At 71.9% G+C, this 15,745-nt stretch carries 13 protein-coding genes; 6 read left to right on the top strand and 7 right to left on the bottom strand.

What is annotated here, in order from left to right:
• Window positions 1-117 precede the first annotated feature (117 nt).
• Both ACFZDK_RS27175 and ACFZDK_RS27170 read left to right on the top strand, forming a co-directional pair.
• Window positions 118-1,455 (top strand): gluconate:H+ symporter, encoded by a 1,338-nt coding sequence (locus ACFZDK_RS27175; RefSeq protein ID WP_390976347.1) that lies wholly within the window; start codon window positions 118-120, stop codon window positions 1,453-1,455.
• 36 nt (window positions 1,456-1,491) lie between these two features.
• On the top strand, window positions 1,492-2,823 hold the full coding sequence (locus ACFZDK_RS27170; RefSeq protein ID WP_390976345.1) for an enolase C-terminal domain-like protein: 1,332 nt from the start codon (window positions 1,492-1,494) through the stop codon (window positions 2,821-2,823).
• Window positions 2,824-2,899: 76 nt separating this feature from the next.
• Here the strand turns inward: ACFZDK_RS27170 and ACFZDK_RS27165 are convergent, their stop codons facing one another.
• Complete coding sequence (locus ACFZDK_RS27165; RefSeq protein ID WP_390976343.1) at window positions 2,900-4,492, bottom strand: DHA2 family efflux MFS transporter permease subunit; 1,593 nt, start codon at window positions 4,490-4,492, stop codon at window positions 2,900-2,902.
• A gap of 191 nt (window positions 4,493-4,683) precedes the next feature.
• Here ACFZDK_RS27165 and ACFZDK_RS27160 point away from each other — a divergent pair, with 191 nt between their 5' ends.
• Together ACFZDK_RS27160 and ACFZDK_RS27155 are read left to right on the top strand one after the other, a co-directional pair.
• A complete protein-coding gene (locus ACFZDK_RS27160; RefSeq protein ID WP_390976341.1) occupies window positions 4,684-5,679 on the top strand; it encodes an AsnC family transcriptional regulator in 996 nt (331 codons plus the stop codon).
• Window positions 5,680-5,780: 101 nt separating this feature from the next.
• Complete coding sequence (locus tag ACFZDK_RS27155) at window positions 5,781-6,233, top strand: MarR family transcriptional regulator (protein ID WP_390976340.1); 453 nt, start codon at window positions 5,781-5,783, stop codon at window positions 6,231-6,233.
• 37 nt (window positions 6,234-6,270) lie between these two features.
• Here ACFZDK_RS27155 and ACFZDK_RS27150 read toward each other — a convergent pair whose 3' ends face one another.
• On the bottom strand, window positions 6,271-6,699 hold the full coding sequence (locus ACFZDK_RS27150) for a hotdog fold thioesterase (protein WP_390976515.1): 429 nt from the start codon (window positions 6,697-6,699) through the stop codon (window positions 6,271-6,273).
• Window positions 6,700-6,815: 116 nt separating this feature from the next.
• Between ACFZDK_RS27150 and ACFZDK_RS27145 the strand changes: the two genes are divergently transcribed.
• The gene (locus ACFZDK_RS27145) at window positions 6,816-7,241 is read left to right on the top strand and encodes a MarR family transcriptional regulator (protein ID WP_390976338.1); all 426 of its coding nucleotides are present in this window, start codon (window positions 6,816-6,818) and stop codon (window positions 7,239-7,241) included.
• A gap of 17 nt (window positions 7,242-7,258) precedes the next feature.
• On the opposite strand, the gene ACFZDK_RS27140 is transcribed toward ACFZDK_RS27145, so the two are convergent.
• From ACFZDK_RS27140 to ACFZDK_RS27125, 4 genes are all read right to left on the bottom strand, one after another.
• Complete coding sequence (locus tag ACFZDK_RS27140; RefSeq protein ID WP_390976336.1) at window positions 7,259-7,873, bottom strand: VTT domain-containing protein; 615 nt, start codon at window positions 7,871-7,873, stop codon at window positions 7,259-7,261.
• Between the two features lie 84 nt (window positions 7,874-7,957).
• Window positions 7,958-9,064 (bottom strand): FAD-dependent oxidoreductase, encoded by a 1,107-nt coding sequence (locus tag ACFZDK_RS27135; RefSeq protein WP_390976334.1) that lies wholly within the window; start codon window positions 9,062-9,064, stop codon window positions 7,958-7,960.
• 163 nt (window positions 9,065-9,227) lie between these two features.
• Window positions 9,228-10,604 (bottom strand): glutamate decarboxylase, encoded by a 1,377-nt coding sequence (locus ACFZDK_RS27130; protein ID WP_390976332.1) that lies wholly within the window; start codon window positions 10,602-10,604, stop codon window positions 9,228-9,230.
• A 213-nt stretch (window positions 10,605-10,817) separates the two neighbouring features.
• A complete protein-coding gene (locus ACFZDK_RS27125) occupies window positions 10,818-11,489 on the bottom strand; it encodes a DUF4097 family beta strand repeat-containing protein (protein ID WP_390976331.1) in 672 nt (223 codons plus the stop codon).
• Window positions 11,490-11,826: 337 nt separating this feature from the next.
• Between ACFZDK_RS27125 and ACFZDK_RS27120 the strand changes: the two genes are divergently transcribed.
• A complete protein-coding gene (locus ACFZDK_RS27120; RefSeq protein WP_390976329.1) occupies window positions 11,827-13,011 on the top strand; it encodes an acyl-CoA dehydrogenase family protein in 1,185 nt (394 codons plus the stop codon).
• A gap of 528 nt (window positions 13,012-13,539) precedes the next feature.
• Here ACFZDK_RS27120 and ACFZDK_RS27115 read toward each other — a convergent pair.
• A complete protein-coding gene (locus ACFZDK_RS27115) occupies window positions 13,540-15,663 on the bottom strand; it encodes a glycogen debranching N-terminal domain-containing protein (RefSeq protein WP_390976327.1) in 2,124 nt (707 codons plus the stop codon).
• Window positions 15,664-15,745: the final 82 nt, after the last annotated feature.

Below are 15,745 nucleotides of genomic sequence, written 5' to 3'. Positions count from 1 at the left end.
CCATTGACCTGAGCATGTCCGCATCCATAACCTCCGTCTCCATACGTAGATGCAGTCTCTGTATGCAGGCGTCATTCAGGCACATGGACGTGACGCCCAGTTCAAAGGGGAACTGGCTTGCCTCTGGTCGTCGTAGGGATCAGCGTTCTGGTCCTGCTCTTCCTGATGACGAAGCTCCGGCTGAACGGCTTCGTCGCGCTGCTGCTCGTCGCCGTCGGCGTGGCCGTGGTCCGGGGGATCCCGCTGGAGAAGATCCCGGACACCCTCTCGGAGGGCATCGGCGGGCAGATCGGTGACACGATGCTCACCATCGGCCTGGGCGCCATGCTCGGCCGGGTGATGGGCGACTCCGGCGCCGCCCAGCGCATCGCCGACAGACTGCTGGCGATCAGCGGCCCGCGCGGGGTACAGGTGGCCATGGTGGTCACGGCCATGATCATCGGCGTCACGATGTTCTACGAGGCCGCGTTCGTCATCATCGTCCCGGTCGCCTTCACCCTCGTCCGGGTCACCCGGTCGAACCTGCTCTGGGTCGGCCTGCCGATGTCCATCGCCCTCTCCACCATGCACAGCTTCCTGCCCCCGCACCCGGGCCCGACCGCGGTCGCCGCCACCTTCCACGCCTCCGCCGGACTCACCCTGTTCTACGGCCTGTTCATCGCCGTCCCGGTCGGCGCGCTGATCGCCCTGGTGTGGCCCCGGCTGCCGTTCGTCCGGGCGATGAACCCCGAGGTGCCCAAGGGGCTGGTCAGCGAGCGCGTCTTCGAGGACGAGGAGATGCCCGGCATCGGCTGGTCGCTGGCGATCGCCCTGCTGCCCGTCGTCCTGATCGCGGGAGCGGCGATCACCGACCTCGCCACCTCGGCCGACACCCCGGCCATCCACCTCGTCGACTTCGTGGGCGCCGCGCCAGTCGCCCTGCTGCTCACTCTGCTGGTCTCCATGTGGGCGTTCGGGCCGCGTGTCGGGCGCACCATGGAGGAGGTCGCCCGCTCCTGCCGTGAGGCCGCGGCGGCGATGGCGATGATCCTGCTGGTCATCGGGGCCGGCGGCGCGTTCAAGCAGGTGCTCGTCGACGGCGGGATCTCCGACTACATCAAGGACTTCACCGACGGCTGGTCCATATCGCCGATCATCCTGGCGTGGCTGATCGCCGCCATTCTGCGGGTCGCGCTCGGTTCGGCCACCGTCGCCGTGGTCACCGCCTCCGGTGTCGTCCTGCCGCTGCTCGCGGGCAGCGGGGTCCATCCTGAACTCATGGTCCTCGCCGTCTCCTGCGGCTCGATCGCCTTCTCCCACGTCAACGACCCGGGCTTCTGGATGTTCAAGGAGTACTTCAACCTGTCGGTCCTGGACGCGGTCAAGGCCCGTACGACCTACACGACCGTGCTCGCGGTCCTGGGCCTGGGCGGCGTCCTGCTCATGGAACAGATCCTCGACGCCCTCGGTGTGTAAGCCCCCTCTCCCCGTCTCCGGTAAGGACGTTCGCCCATGAGCCAGCCCGTCGTCACCCGCTTCTCCGTGTACCCGGTGGCGGGCCGGGACTCCATGCTGCTCAACCTCTCCGGCGCCCACGCCCCGTACTTCACCCGCAATGTCGTGGTCGTCGAGGACTCCGAGGGACGGACGGGGCTCGGTGAGGTGCCGGGCGGGGAGGCCATCACGCGCACCCTGCGGGACGCGGAGCCGCTGGTGCTCGGCGCACGACTGGGCGACCACAAGCGGGTGTTGCGGGCGATGGGCGAGGCGTTCGGTGGCCGGGACGCGGGCGGACGCGGGGAGCAGACCTTCGACCTGCGCACCACCGTGCACGCCGTCACCGCCGTCGAGTCCGCCCTGCTCGACCTGCTCGGGCAGCATCTGGAGGTGCCCGTCGCCGCCCTGCTCGGCGACGGCAAGCAGCGCGACTCGGTCCGCGTCCTCGGCTACCTCTTCTACGTCGGCGACCCCGACCGCACCGACCTGGACTACCTGCGCGAACCCGACGCCGACGTGGAGTGGTACCGGATCCGCCGCGAGGAGGCGCTCACCCCGGAGGCGATCGTCCGGCAGGCGGAGGCGGCCTACGACCACTACGGCTTCCGGGACTTCAAGCTCAAGGGCGGGGTCCTGGCGGGCGCCGAGGAGGTCAAGGCCGTACAGGCGCTGAAGGAACGGTTCCCCGAGGCCCGGATCACCCTCGACCCGAACGGCGCCTGGTCGCTGCGGGAGGCCGTCGAGCTGTGCCGGCCGCTGCTCGGCACGCTCGCCTACGCCGAGGACCCCTGCGGAGCCGAGGACGGCTACTCCGGGCGGGAGATCCTCGCCGAGTTCCGCCGGGCCACCGGGCTGCCCACCGCGACCAACATGATCGCCACCGACTGGCGGCAGCTCACCCACGCGCTCGCCCTGCAGTCGGTGTCGATCCCGCTCGCGGATCCGCACTTCTGGACCCTGAGCGGATCGGTGCGGGTGGCCCAGCTCTGCCACGAGACGGGGCTGACCTGGGGCTGCCACTCCAACAACCACTTCGACATCTCGCTGGCCATGATGGCCCACTGCGGGGCCGCCGCCCCCGGCGAGTACAACGCCCTGGACACGCACTGGATCTGGCAGGAGGGCCGGGAGCGGCTCACCGCGGAGCCGCCGAGGATCGTCGGCGGCGAGGTCGCCGTCACCGACGCCCCCGGGCTCGGACTCCGCCTCGACAGGGACCGGCTGCTCGCCGCCCATGCCCTCCACGAGGAACTCGATCTCGGCGCGGGCCGGGACGACGCGGCCGGGATGCGGTACCTCGTGGAGGGCTGGGGCTTCGACGCGAAGCGGCCCTGTCTGGTGCGGTGAGCCGTCGGCCGGCCGGCTGGTCGGCCGGCCGGCTGGTCGGCCGACCGGGTTGTCGGCTTCCGGCCCGGCGGGGGCGTCAGGCGTCCTGCACGGCCGGGGCCTTCTCCGGCGTGGTGTGTCCCGCCGCCCTGAGGGTCGGTTCCTGCCGGGGAGCGCGCAGCAGGACCACCGCGACCAGGGCGGCCAGCAGGGTGAGGCTGCCCGCCGTGACCAGGCACAGCCGCATGCCGTCGAGGAAGGAGTCGCCCAGCGCGCCCATCGCCTGGCCGGTCCGGGCCCCCAGGTTGAGGTCGGCGACCGCGCCCAGGCCGTCCGACTGCGCGGTCGTGACGATACGGTCCTGCGTCGCGCCGGTGACGCCCGCCTCGGTGAGGTGACCGGGGAGCGCGTCGATCGCCCGGGTGGTGAGCAGCGCGCCCAGCACGGCCGGGCCGAGGGCGCCGCCGACCTGACGGAAGGCGTTGTTGCCGGCCGCGGCCATGCCGGCCAGCCGGTACGGCACGGAGGCCACCGCGGTCGCCGTCATGGGCGTCATCACGAAGCCCATGCCCAGGCCGAGCAGCGCGAGGCGCCAGGCGGCCGAGGCGAAGGAGGTGTCGGCGGCCAGGCCGGTCAGGGCGAACTGGGAGGCGGCGACGAGCAGCAGCCCGCCGGTGATCATCACCCGGGCCGACACCCGGTGCATCAGACGTCCGGCGGGGCCGCCGACCAGCAGGGCCGCCCCGGTGACGGTCAGCAGCCGCCACCCGGCCTCCAGGGTGTCCAGCCGCTGCACCATGCCGAAGTAGAGGCTGAGCACGAAGAAGAACCCGATCATCGCCAGGAAGCTGATCATCGCGACCAGCGTGGTGGCGGTGAAGGCCGGGCTGCGGAACAGGCTCAGGTCCAGCATCGGGCTGTCGCTGCGCCGCTCCACCAGCACGAAGGCGACGCCCGCGACCACGGCCGTGAACAGCGCCACCATCACCTTGACGTCGGTGAACGAGTCCGCGCCGCCCTCGATCACGCCGTACACCAGCGCGGTGACCGCGAGCGTGGCGGTGAGCTGGCCCGGCCAGTCCAGCCGGCGGCCGTGCGGAGCCCGGGAGTCGGTCAGCCGCCGGGCCGCGACGGCGACGGCGAGCAGCGCGACGGGGACGGACGGCAGATAGATCCAGCGCCAGGAGAAGTGCGCGACGACCACCCCGGCGAACATCGGCCCGACGGCCAGGGCAGCCATCAGACAGGTGGCCCATATGCCGATGTACTTGCCGCGCTCCCGGTGGTCCGGCACCGCGTGGCTGATCAGCGCCAGGGTCGTGGGCAGCAGCGCGGCCGCGCCGATCCCGGCCAGCGCCTGGCCGGCCCAGACGACCTCGATCGAGTGCGCGCACAGGGCGGTGACCGCGCCCGCCGCCGAGCAGAGCAGGCCCGCCTGGAACACCTTCTTGCGCCCGTGGACGTCACCGAAGACGCCGGCGGTCAGGATGAACGCGGCCATGGGGAGCACGAACGCGTCCTGCACCCACGACAGCTGTGCGGTCGAGGCGTTCAGCGCCGCCTGCAGGGCGGGCAGGCTCACGGAGACGGTGGTGACAGGAAGATAGGCGACGAAGACGCCCAGGCAGGCCATGACGATGGTGGCCGCCCGCCGCTCGACCGGCGCGCTCGCCGGTGTCGTCACGTTCACGGAGATTCTCCTTCGCGGCGCACCGCACCGCGGTCGAGACCACCGGCGGACCCGGTGGCCTGTGTCGTACGGGCTTCCGAGGGGAAACCCGCCGCCACAGCATCCGGTCTGCCCGCCCGCAACCGCCAACCAAGTGCCCCTCTGGCTGCAAAAGCCTCCAAATACACCGGGCTCCGTGACACACTTCCGCCATGCTCGACCTTGTGGACAGAAAGATCCTCCGTGCCTTGCAGTGCGCTCCGCGGCTGCCCTTCCGGAGGATCGGCGAGGTGGCCGGCGTCTCCGAGCAGACCGCGGCACGCCGCTACCAGGCCCTGCGCCGCAGCGGCACCCTGCGCGTGCTGGGACTCGTCAACCCGCGGGTGTACGGCTCCGCGCAGTGGGTGGCCCGGATCCGCTGCCGCCCCGACCGGGTCGGCCCGCTCGCCGACGCCCTGGCCCGCCACCCCGACATCGCCTACGCCCACCTGGCCTCGGCCGGCTCCGAGATCTTCTGCGTGATCCGCGCGCCGCTCGACACGGAACGCGACGACTTCCTGTTCCGGCAGCTGCCGAGGTCGGGCTCGGTCCTGGACGTCAGCATCGATCTGCTGCTCCACGAGTACGGCGCTCCCGGCACCGCCGAGTGGACCGGCTACGGCGACAGCCTCGACGCCGAGCAGGTACGGCGGCTCACGGCGGAACGGCCCCCGCCCGCCGCCGCACCCCCGCCGGCCCCCACCGCCGAGGACGCCCCGCTGCTCGACGCCCTCGCCCAGGACGGCCGTACCACCCACACCCGGCTCGCCGAACTCACCGGCTGGTCGCTGTCCCGGGTGGGGCGCAGGCTGGAGTCGCTGGAGAGCTCCGGCACGCTCGAGTACGAGGTCGAACTGCTTCCCGAGAACCTGGGCTACCCCCTCAACGCCACGCTCTGGCTGCGGGTGGCCCCCGCCCGTCTGGAGCGGATCGGCGAGGAGTTCGCCGGCCACGATGAGGTGCCGTTCGCGGGAGCCGTCAGCGGGGAGTACAACGTGATGGTCAGCGTCATCACCCGTGATCCCGACGACTTCTACCGCTATCTGACCACCCGGGTCGCGGCCACCCCGGGCATCGACGCCTACAGCGTCAGCATGCGGGTCCGCCCCCTCAAGAAGGCGGTGTCCCTCATCTCCCGGGGCCGCCTGGTGCCGGTGACGCCCCTCTAGACGCGGTCCCCGGCGTTCTGTCTGTGGCCGTCGGGCGCGGTGGAGCGCCGGTGCTCGACGGCCCGGGCGACTTCGTTGCTTGAGCACGCTACTGTGTGGTGATGACTGCCGAAGAGCCACTGACAGCCCAGGAGGAACGCCTCTGGCGTGCCCTGATGCGCGTCATGGTCGCCCTGCCGCGTTCGCTGGACGACGATCTGCTGCGGTCCACGGGGCTGACGCTCACCGAGTACGTGGTCCTGATGAACCTCTCCGAGGCCGAGAACCAGGAACTCCGGATGACGGACCTCGCTTCGGCCACCGCCCTGTCGGCGAGCCGCATCACCCGTGTCGTGGACGCGCTGCAGAGCCGCGGGCAGGTCGTGAAGCGGCGCTTCGAGGGTGACGCCCGCGGCAATGTGGCGACGCTGACCTCGGAAGGCCTCAAGCGACTCCAGGACGCGTACCCCGTGCATCTGGCGAGCGCCCGCAGGCGCGTCGTGGACCTGCTCGACGGGCGGTCGGTGCCGGTCATGGTGCGGCAGTTCGAAGCGGTGGTCGAGAAGCTCGACTGAGCACCACCGCCCGCATCGGCGGCTGTGACGCCCGCCGTCAGGCCCGCCCGGAGTCGACGGGCGGGGCGAAGGAGATGGTGCCCTGGGCGACCGCGCACACGCTCTCGCTGCCGTCCGCGGCGACGTTGGACACCTCGCAGCGGCAGACGGCGAGCGCCCGGCCGCGCCGGACCACCCGGGCCCGGGCCCGCAGCAGTTCGGCGCCCGCCGGGCGGACGTAGTCGATGGTGAACCCGGCCGTGAGGGGCCGGTTGCCGGGCTCGGTACCGGAGGCGAAGGCCATCGCGTTCTCCGCCACATAGGCGATGACCCCGCCGTGGACGTATCCGTACTGCTGGCGCAGCTCCGGCCGGTTCTGCAGCTCCAGCGTCGCCTCGCCGCCGCCGAAGGCCGTCAGCCGCGTACCCACCAGGGCACTGAAGGGCTGGGCCGCCAGGATCTTCTGCGCGAAGGCCATGTCGGGCATGTCGTCATCGGGCGTGTCGTTCACACTCGCCACCCCACCGAGTATTCGGTTCATTACTGAATTCACTAGTGAAGTGAGAATGGCGCGCGACCGTGGAGTCTGTCAAGATTCCGCCCATGTCCGAGCCCGACCAGCGCCTCTTCTTCCTGCTGCAACGCGCCGCGCACCAGTTGCGCACCACCGCGGACCGGCGTCTGCTGTCCGTCGCCGGGATCACCACGGCCCAGCTCGGCGCCCTGCTGGCGATCGACGACGAGCCCGGGATCACCCAGCAGCGGCTGGCGCAGGCTCTGCAACAGCGCGAGTCGGGTATCACCGCCCTGGTCCGGCGGCTCTCGGAGGCCGGTCTCGTCGCCCGGCGCAGGCACCCGGACGAGCACCGTGCGGTCGTCCTGGAACTGACCGAGCACGGGGTCGGCGTACTCGCGTTGGCCCGCCCCGAGATCGACCGGTTCAACGCCGAACTGCGCACCCTGCTCGGCACCGACGGCTTCACCGAGACCTCCGCGGCCCTGTACCGCCTGGCGCACTGGGAACCCTGAGGCCAGCGAGGGCTGGGTCAGCGCCGGCGGCGCGTCTCCGCCAGCAGGGGCAGCAGAGAGAGGACGACGATCACGCCGACCAGCGGCAGCAGGTAGTGGTCGATGCCGGAGAACGACGACCCCAGGGCGTATCCGGCGAGGACGAAGCTCTGGGACCAGAGCACCCCGCCCACGATCTGCCACAGGGTGAACGTCCGCACGGGCACCCCGAGCGCCCCGGCCGCCGGGTGCAGCACCGTCCGCAGCAGCGGTACGAAGCGGCCGATCACCAGCGCCTTGCCGTAGCCGTAGCGGGCCAGCAGCAGCTCCGCCCGGACCGCCGCCGCGCGCACCCGTGGCCGGGTGGTCCGGACCAGGAGCGGGCGGCCGCCGTGCCGTCCGATGAGATAGCCCACCTGCGCGCCCACGACGGCACCGACGGCCGCGCACACCAGCACCTGCCACAGCTCCAGCCGGGGTGCGCGCTCCGCGTTCGCCGCACACAGCACGCCGGCCGGGAAGAGCAGCGTGTCGCCCGGCAGGAAGAAGCCGACGACCAGCAGCCCCGACTCGGCGAAGATCACCACCAGGACGGCCAGCGCCCCGAAGGCAGCGAGCAGCGAGGCGCTGTCCGTCGGATTGACGGCGATCACCGCCCTCGCCTCCATGGTCCTCGCCGGTCGCTTCCCTCAAGTGTCACGTGACACGGGGCCGGGCGCAGGCAGGAGAGGGCGGCGTCAGGCCGCGCTGTACCCGAGCTGGCGTCTCATGTAGGGGGTCATGAGGGTCTTCGCCTTGGCGATGGCGGTGGTCCGGGTGCCCAGCACCGCGCTCTCGCCGAGCGGTACCGGCAGCACGGTCACGCCGTCGGCCGGGCCGAAGGGCACGATGAGCGGGGTGCGGTGGACGGCCCGGTAGGAGCGCGGCTTCTTGCTGTGCCGTCCCGAACTGCGCAGGTAGGAAAGGATGTTGTGGGCGGCGACCTCGGCCTGGGCGAGCGCGGCCGGGGTGACCTTGAGTTCGCCCACGTCGTTGACGTCACCGACCGCGAACACGTCCGGGCGGCCCTCGACCCGGAGCATCCGGTCGACCTTGACGTGTCCCGTCCCGTTCAGCCAGTCGCCGTGCCCGGCCAGGCGCAGCCACAGGGTGTTGGGGGTGGTGCCGGTCGCCCAGAAGGAGAGGTCGGCGGCGAGGACGGTGCCGTGGGCGTCGCGGTAGGTGGCGAAGTCGTGGCCGGGGGACATGAAGGAGTCCAGCCGTACCGCCACCTCGTGGGACTCCAGCCAGGCCCGGGCCTTGCGGCCGGCCCGGACGCTGCCCGTGGAGTGCAGCAGTTCCTGTCCGGAGTGCGCGAGGGTGACCCGGGCGTCCGGCCGGGCCAGCCGGATCTCGGCGCTGAGCTCGACGCCGGAGGGGCCGCCGCCGACGACGAGGATATGTTCGGCGACGGCGATGTTGTGCTGGTGCTCGGCGAAGGCCTTGGCGGCCTCGTCGGGGGTGGAGCCGACGAAGCGGGCCGGTTCGGGGTAGTCGGCGCCGGTGGCGATCACCAGTACGTCGTACGGCAGCCGTTCGCCCGTGGCCAGGACGACCTGACGCTCGCCGGTGTCGACGCGGACCGCCTTGCCCACGGCGACCCGGCCATGGGCGAGCAGTCTGTCGTAGGGGATGAACGGGGCGCCCGTCCACTCCGGGCGCACCCCCGCGCGCAGGGACGCGATGCGGTGGAAGAAGACCTCCTTGCGGTCCACGAGCGTGACATGAGCCGTCTCGTCCAGCTTCTTCGCCAGCCGTATGCCCGCGTAACCGCCGCCTATCACCACTACGTTGCCGTCCCGCACAGCGATACTCCTGAGCCAGGGTGGGGGGAATGGCCGTGAGCGTAACACTTGAAACATCAAGCGTAGGGTGGGTTGTGTGAGAGTGCTGTAAAGAGCCCCCGCGCCGGGCGCGGACCGCCCCCGGACGGCCGCGGGCCCGGCACGGCCCCGAACGCGTCCCGGATCAGGGGGTGTTGAGTGCGGCGAGCGGTGGTGGGGGTGTCGACCGGGCGGTGTGCAGCCGGCGGGTGACCTCGGTCAGGTCGGCGATGAACATCCCCGCGAGTTCGGCCGTGAACCCGGTCCGGACGACGAGACGCAGGACGGACACGTCCTGGCAGGGTGCGGGGAAGGTGTAGGCGGGCAGGTGCCAGCCGCGGGCGCGCATGGCCTGGGAGACGTCGAAGACCGTCAGGCCCTCGGTGCCGGGTGCCAACCGGAAGGCGAAGGCGGGCAGTTCGGAGCCGTCCGTGACCAGCTCCCAGGGCGCGATGCGCTGGATGCGGGTGGCCAGCGCACGGGCCGTCGTACGGCTCTGGGCCGCCAGGTCCCGCAGCCCGTCGAAGCCGTACCGCAGGAAGCTGTAGTACTGCGCGACGACATGGGCGCCCGGCCGGGAGAAGTTGAGGGTGAAGCTGGGGGAGCGGCCGCCGAGGTAGTCGACCTCGAAGACCAGGTCGTCCGGGAGGGCCGCGGCGTCGCGCCACAGGGCCCAGCCGAGGCCGGGGAAGACATGGCCGTACTTGTGGCCCGAGGTGTTGATGGAGGCGACGCGTTCGAGCTGGAAGTCCCAGAGGAGGCCCGGGTCGAGGAACGGGGCCACCAGGGCGCCGGACGCGCCGTCGACATGCACGGGGATGTCGGTGCCGGTGGCGGCCTGGTAGCCGTCCAGGGCCAGGCAGATGTCGGCGACGGGCTCGTAGGAGCCGTCGAACGTGGACCCCAGGACGGTCACGACCCCGATCGTGTTGTCGTCGCAGTAGGCGGTGAGCGTGTCCGGCGTGAGGTGGTAGCGCCCGGGCTCCATCGGGACGTAACGCGGTTCCACCTCGAAGTAGTTGGCGAACTTCTTCCAGCACACCTGGACGTTCGCGCCCATCACGAGGTTGGGGCGCGCGGTGTCCTTGCCCTGGGCGCGCCGGCGGTCCTGCCAGCGGCGCTTGAGCGCGAGGCCGCCGAGCATGGCCGCCTCGCTCGACCCCGTGGTGGAGCAGCCGCGGACCTGCTCCGGATACGGCGCGTGCCAGAGCCGCGCGAGCATCCGCACACAGCGCTCCTCCATCGCGGTGATCTGCGGGTACTCGGCGCGGTCCGCGAGGTTCTTCTCGGCGGTCTCCGCCATCAACTGCCTTGCCTGCGGCTCCATCCACGTGGTCACGAAGGTGGCGAGGTTGAGCCGTGCGTTGCCGTCGAGCATCAGCTCGTCGCGCACGCGGCGGCAGACCTGCTCGGGCGGCGACGCGGACTCGGGGAGTTCGTCGACCGGTAGCAGGAGATCGTCGACGGGAGGGCGGTCGGGCCCGGGGGGAGCGGTCGGGATGTCGTACTCGACAGCGGTCATGACGTCGGTATGCGGGATGGGCATGAGTGCCTCGATGCCTTTCTGGTCCGTGCGGCCCCGTGTCCTTTGAAGCTAGATCGCTTTTCCGTCCGGCATCCGTGCCGATTCCACCGATCCAGTGATCGATTTGCGCACTGATGAACTGGATTTTCCCATCCACATACTGGCCGCTCCGGCTCGGCCGCAGGCCGGCCCTCCTGCCCGGCCGTGGGCTTACAGACTGCGGGCGGTGATGTCGCCGTAGGAGGTGGTCGCGGTGATGCGCAGGGCCGCGTCGGCGCCGTCGGCGTTCTTGAGGCCGTTGTCGATGCGGCCGTAGCCGGTGCCGGCGTCCAGCGCGGCCGAGACGCCGCGGGCGGCGCCGACGGAGATGTCGCCGTGCCGGGTGTCCAGGGCGACGGTGCCCCGTACGGCCTCGGTGACGGTGAGGTCGCCCTTCTGGGTGCTGATCTCCGCGGTGCCGCCGAGGCGGCCCACCGTGATGTCGCCGGCCTGGACGGTGAGGCGGGCACCGGCGGTCTCGTCGAGCTTGACGGTGGCCTGCGCACCCTCGAAGGCGACATCGCCGAGCCGGCCGACGCCCCGGAGTTCCGCGAGGGCCGCCTTCGCCTCCACCCGGGATCCGGCGGGCAGCTGGACCGTCACCTCTACGGAGCCGGAGTCGCCGAGGATCCGGTTCTTCGCCTCCGGAGCCGTGATCCGCAGGACGCCGTCCCCGTAGACGACCTCGATCCGCTCCGCCGCCTTCACGTCACGGCTCCGGGCGGCGTCCGCGGGCAGGACCTCGACCGTGGTGTCGGCCCGGTCGGCGGCGATGAGCCGTATGTGCCCCGCGGGGATGTCGAGGACCGCGGAGACCGGGGTGGGCGTGTCGAACTTCTGCATGGTGCGCTCCTTCGTCTCTTCGTTTCTGACATGAGAAACGCTACGTTGCGTTCATGGATTGAGCAATTGCGCTGTCGCGTCAGATCGACATATCTGCAGGTGAAGTGTGGTTTTTCGTTGCAGTGGGTTTGGATCTAACGCAACGTCTGCCCCTCTGCTCCATTGCAATGAGGTGAGGGCGAACGCTACGTCCCGTCCTCCGGTGTCCTGCTGTCCGGTGCGGTTGCCGGCGATCTCGCCCGGCCGTACCGGCCGGGGAGCCGAGGGGCCGTTGACAGTCCTCCGGATCGGCGCGACGGTGAGGGTTCTGCTGTGGCCCGAGACCGGAGGTCGCCCCTTGGCCGGTTCGTCAGCACCTCGTCCGGACGGCGACCTCGTCGCCCGCGTACGCGAACTCCAGCCGCTCGTCCGCTCGCACGCCCTGCGCGCGGAGCAGCGACGGCGGGTGCCGGGCGAGGTCGTAGAGGCCCTCGCCGGCGCCGGCCTCTACCGCATGAACGTCCCCCGCCACTACGGGGGTTACCAGAGTTCGTTACGGACCCAGGTCGACGCGCTGAGCGAGGTCTCCGCCGCCTGCGGCTCGGCCGGGTTCATGGCGTTGATCCAGGCCGGCTGCGCGTTCATCGCGGCCCTGTTCCCTGACGAGGCCCAGGACGAGATCTTCACCGGTCCCGACGTCCGGGTCGGCGGCACGCTCATCCCGGGCGCGAAGGCCGTCGCGGCGGACGGCGGTTACGTGGTGAGCGGTAACTCCCCCTTCGCGACCGGCTGTCAGGACGCCGACTGGCATCTGCTGACCGCGCTGTCCGACACCGGGGAAGGCCCGCCGGAGATGCTCTGGCTGGCGATCCCGATGAGCGATCTCAAGGTGCTGGACGACTGGAACGTCACCGGTCTGGCCGGGAGCGGCAGCAATACCGTCGTCGCCCAGGACGTGCACGTACCCGCCCACCGTGTGCTGCCGGTGGGGCCGTTGCTGGCGGGCGTCTTCCCGGCACGGCGCAGCAGCGCCGACCCCTTCTACCGGATGCCGGTGCTGCTGCTGTTCTGCGCCTGGACGGCCGCGAACGCCCTCGGTCTGGCCCGGGCGGCCCTGACGGAGTTCGGCGAGCGCATCCACCGGCGGGGCATCACGTACACCTTCTACGAGCGCCAGCACGAGGCCCCGGTGACCCATCTCCAGTACGCCGAGGCCGAGATGAAGGTCTCCTCCGCGGAACTGCTCACCGCCGACTTCGTGGAGCTGATCGAATCCCGGGCGGCCGACGGAGCGCCGTACACGGCACAGGAACGCGCCCGGATCAGGGCGCAGTGCGGCTATCTGGTGCGGCTGTGCAAGGAGGCCGCCGACCTGATCGGGTCCGCATCGGGCGCCTCGTCGCTGCACCGGGAGGTGCCCGTCCAGCGGATCGTGCGGGACCTGAACGCCCTGAGCCTGCACTCGTTCGTCAACCCCGCCGCCAACCTGGAGCTCTACGGCAGGGTCCTGTCGGGGCTCGACGCCGGGACGCCGTTCCTCTGAGGCCGGCCGGGAACGCCGTCGAAGCGCGCCCGCATGATCAGGGCGCGCCTGGAGGACCGACGCCCCGCGTCGGCAGCGGCCGGACGTCCCCGGCCGAGGACCGGTCGGCCGGTAGCCGGCCGGCCGGGAACCGCACCGGCGGCAGGCCGCCGACAGCCACGCGGCCGGCTCCAAGTCGCCCGCGGGGCGCGGCCGCCCGTCATGATCAGGGCGCGCCTGGAGGACCGACGCCGCGCGTCGGCAGCGGCCGGACGTCCCCGGCCGAGGACCGGTCGGCCGGTAGCCGGCCGGCCGGGAACCGCACCGACGGCAGGCCGCCGACAGCCACGCGGCCGGCTCCAAGTCGCCCGCGGGGCGCGGCCGCCCGTCCGAAACCGCGGGGGGCGGTACGAGCCGGAAGCCGACCCCGACCCGAGGACGCGGCGGAGTACCCGGAGGAGTACGGCGAGCGCGAGCAGGCGGACCGGCCCCGGACCGCAGGATCCGGGGCCCGGCCGGTGCGGACGACGCCGGGCGGCTTCGACGCCGTCAGTGCGTGACCACGGTCAGCCCTTCCGGCGCGGTCACGCTCACCGTTCCGTCGGCGGCGACCGCGATGTCCAGCCGCTCTCCGCCGACTTGGAGTCCCGCCACGGTGAGCGGGGCGTACCGGGCCGCGAAGGTGGGGGCCACGGTGAGGGTGCCCGCGGGGACGTCCGCGTCCAGGCCGAGGGCGGCCTGGAGCGCGAGGACCGAGGCGGCGGCGGCCCAGGCCTGGGGGCGGCAGGAGGCCGGGTAGGGGGCGGGCCCGGGCCCGGCCTCGCTGCCGTGGCCGGCGAAGAGTTCGGGGAGCCGGGCGTCGAAGGCCACGGACGCGGTCAGCAGCCCGTTCGCCAGAGATCCGGCGACGTCCGGAAAGCCGGCCTTGACCAGGCCGTGCACGGCGATCGCCGTGTCGTGCGGCCAGATGGAGCCCACGTGGTACCCGTACGGGTTGAAGCCCACCGCTTCGCTGCTCAGCGTCCGCAGACCGTGACCCGCGTCGAGGTCCGGTGCGGCGAGCCGGGCCGCCAGCAGCTCGCTCTCCCGCGCATTGAGGAGACCGGTGCCCAGGAGGTGACCGAAGCCGGAGGTGACCGAGTCGACCGGCTTGCCGTCGCCGTCCAGCGCGACCGCCGGGTACGGGCCCCGGTCGTCGGCCACCCAGAAGCGGTCGCGGAAGCGGGTGGCCAGTTGCTCCGCCCACTCCTCCCAGGCGTCCGCGCCCGGCCGGCCGAAGGCGCGCAGCAATGCCGCTCCGCCACGGGCGGCCTCGTAGGCGTACGCCTGGACCTCGCACAGCGCGATCGGCGCGTGGGCGCGGCGGCCGTCGCGGTAGCGGATGGAGTCGTCGGAGTCCTTCCAGCCCTGGTTCGTCAGGCCCTGTCCGGTCCGGTCGACGTACTTGAGGAAGCCGTCGCCGCCGGCCTCCGCCTGGGCCCGCAGCCACCCGAGGGCCGCCTCGGCGTGCGGCAGCAACTCCTCGACCTGCGCCGGGTCGAGTCCCCAGCGCCAGGCGTCGTGCAGCAGCGTGATCCACAGCGCGGTGGCGTCCACCGTGCCGTAGTACACCGGCGGCAGCGAGAGCCGGGACGAGAGCTGGAGGGTGCCGCGGCGAACTTCGTGCAGGATCTTGCCCGGCTGCTCCTCGGTCGCCGGATCGGTCACGGTGCCCTGGCGGCGCGCGAGCGTGCGCAGGGTACCGGCGGCCAGGTCGGTGCCGAGCGGGAGGAGCATCCGGGCGGCCCACAGCGAGTCCCGGCCGAACAGCGTCAGGAACCAGGGGGCGCCGGCGGCCAGGAACTGGTCCGGGCAGTCCTCGCGCGGTGACCGCGGGTCCGCCAGGCGGAGCCGGTCCAGGTCGCCGAGGGACTGGGCCAGCCATGCGTCGAAACCGCGGTCCGTGCTGCGCAGCGCGGGGACGCGCCACGGCGGCCGGCCGGCGGGCGGAGCGGGGAACTGGTCGCCGTCCGCGTAGCGGGCGGTGCAGGTCAGCGTCACGCTCCAGGACGTACCGGGCGGGAGGGCGATGTCGTAGGACAGCCGGCCTTCCGGTGCTTCGAGCGTGTCCGGCGCGGGCTCGCTGGTCAGCCGGACGGTGAAGTCGTCCCCGGTCCAGGACAGCCCGATGCCGTCGGCGACTTGGGGCGGGGTCGCCTCCAGGGCCTGCCCCGACTTGACCTGCTCCATGGTGGCCAGGTCCGTGGCGGCGGTCACCGTCAGCCGGCAACGGACGTGCTCGCCGCCCGCGTTGGTGACCTCCAGGACCTCCTCGTACCGGCCGGCCGCCGTGCCCCGGCGCCGGTGCAGGGCGACGGCCGGATCGGGAGTCACCTCGCCGAGGCCGCGCAGGATCGACCGGAACTCCGCGCGATCCGCGCCTCGGAAACCTCCGGCGACGGGAGCCGGACGGATGCCCTCGACGCTGACGTCGAGCCGGGACAGTGCCCTGCGGTCGCCGTGGTAGAAGCCGTCCGCACCCTCGACGAGCTGCCCGCTCGCCCGCGAGATGACGAGACTCGGCGCGTGCAGCGTGACGACCGCGTCCTGCAGGAACGGCTGCAGCCCCGTGGCCGGGGACGTGGGTGCCGTGACCGAGCCGTCGGTGTCCTGGGTCTTGACAGTGGCGTCCAAGGAAGTAGAACCTCTCAGTGTTTTAGCGTTCCAAAAAAGCTAAGTGACTCTTCAGGGTCATGGCAATGGTTATTGGAACGCT

Source organism: Streptomyces sp. NPDC007901 (assembly GCF_042959465.1).
Lineage (GTDB): Bacteria > Actinomycetota > Actinomycetes > Streptomycetales > Streptomycetaceae > Streptomyces.
This window is presented reverse-complemented; position numbering and strand designations above follow the sequence as displayed.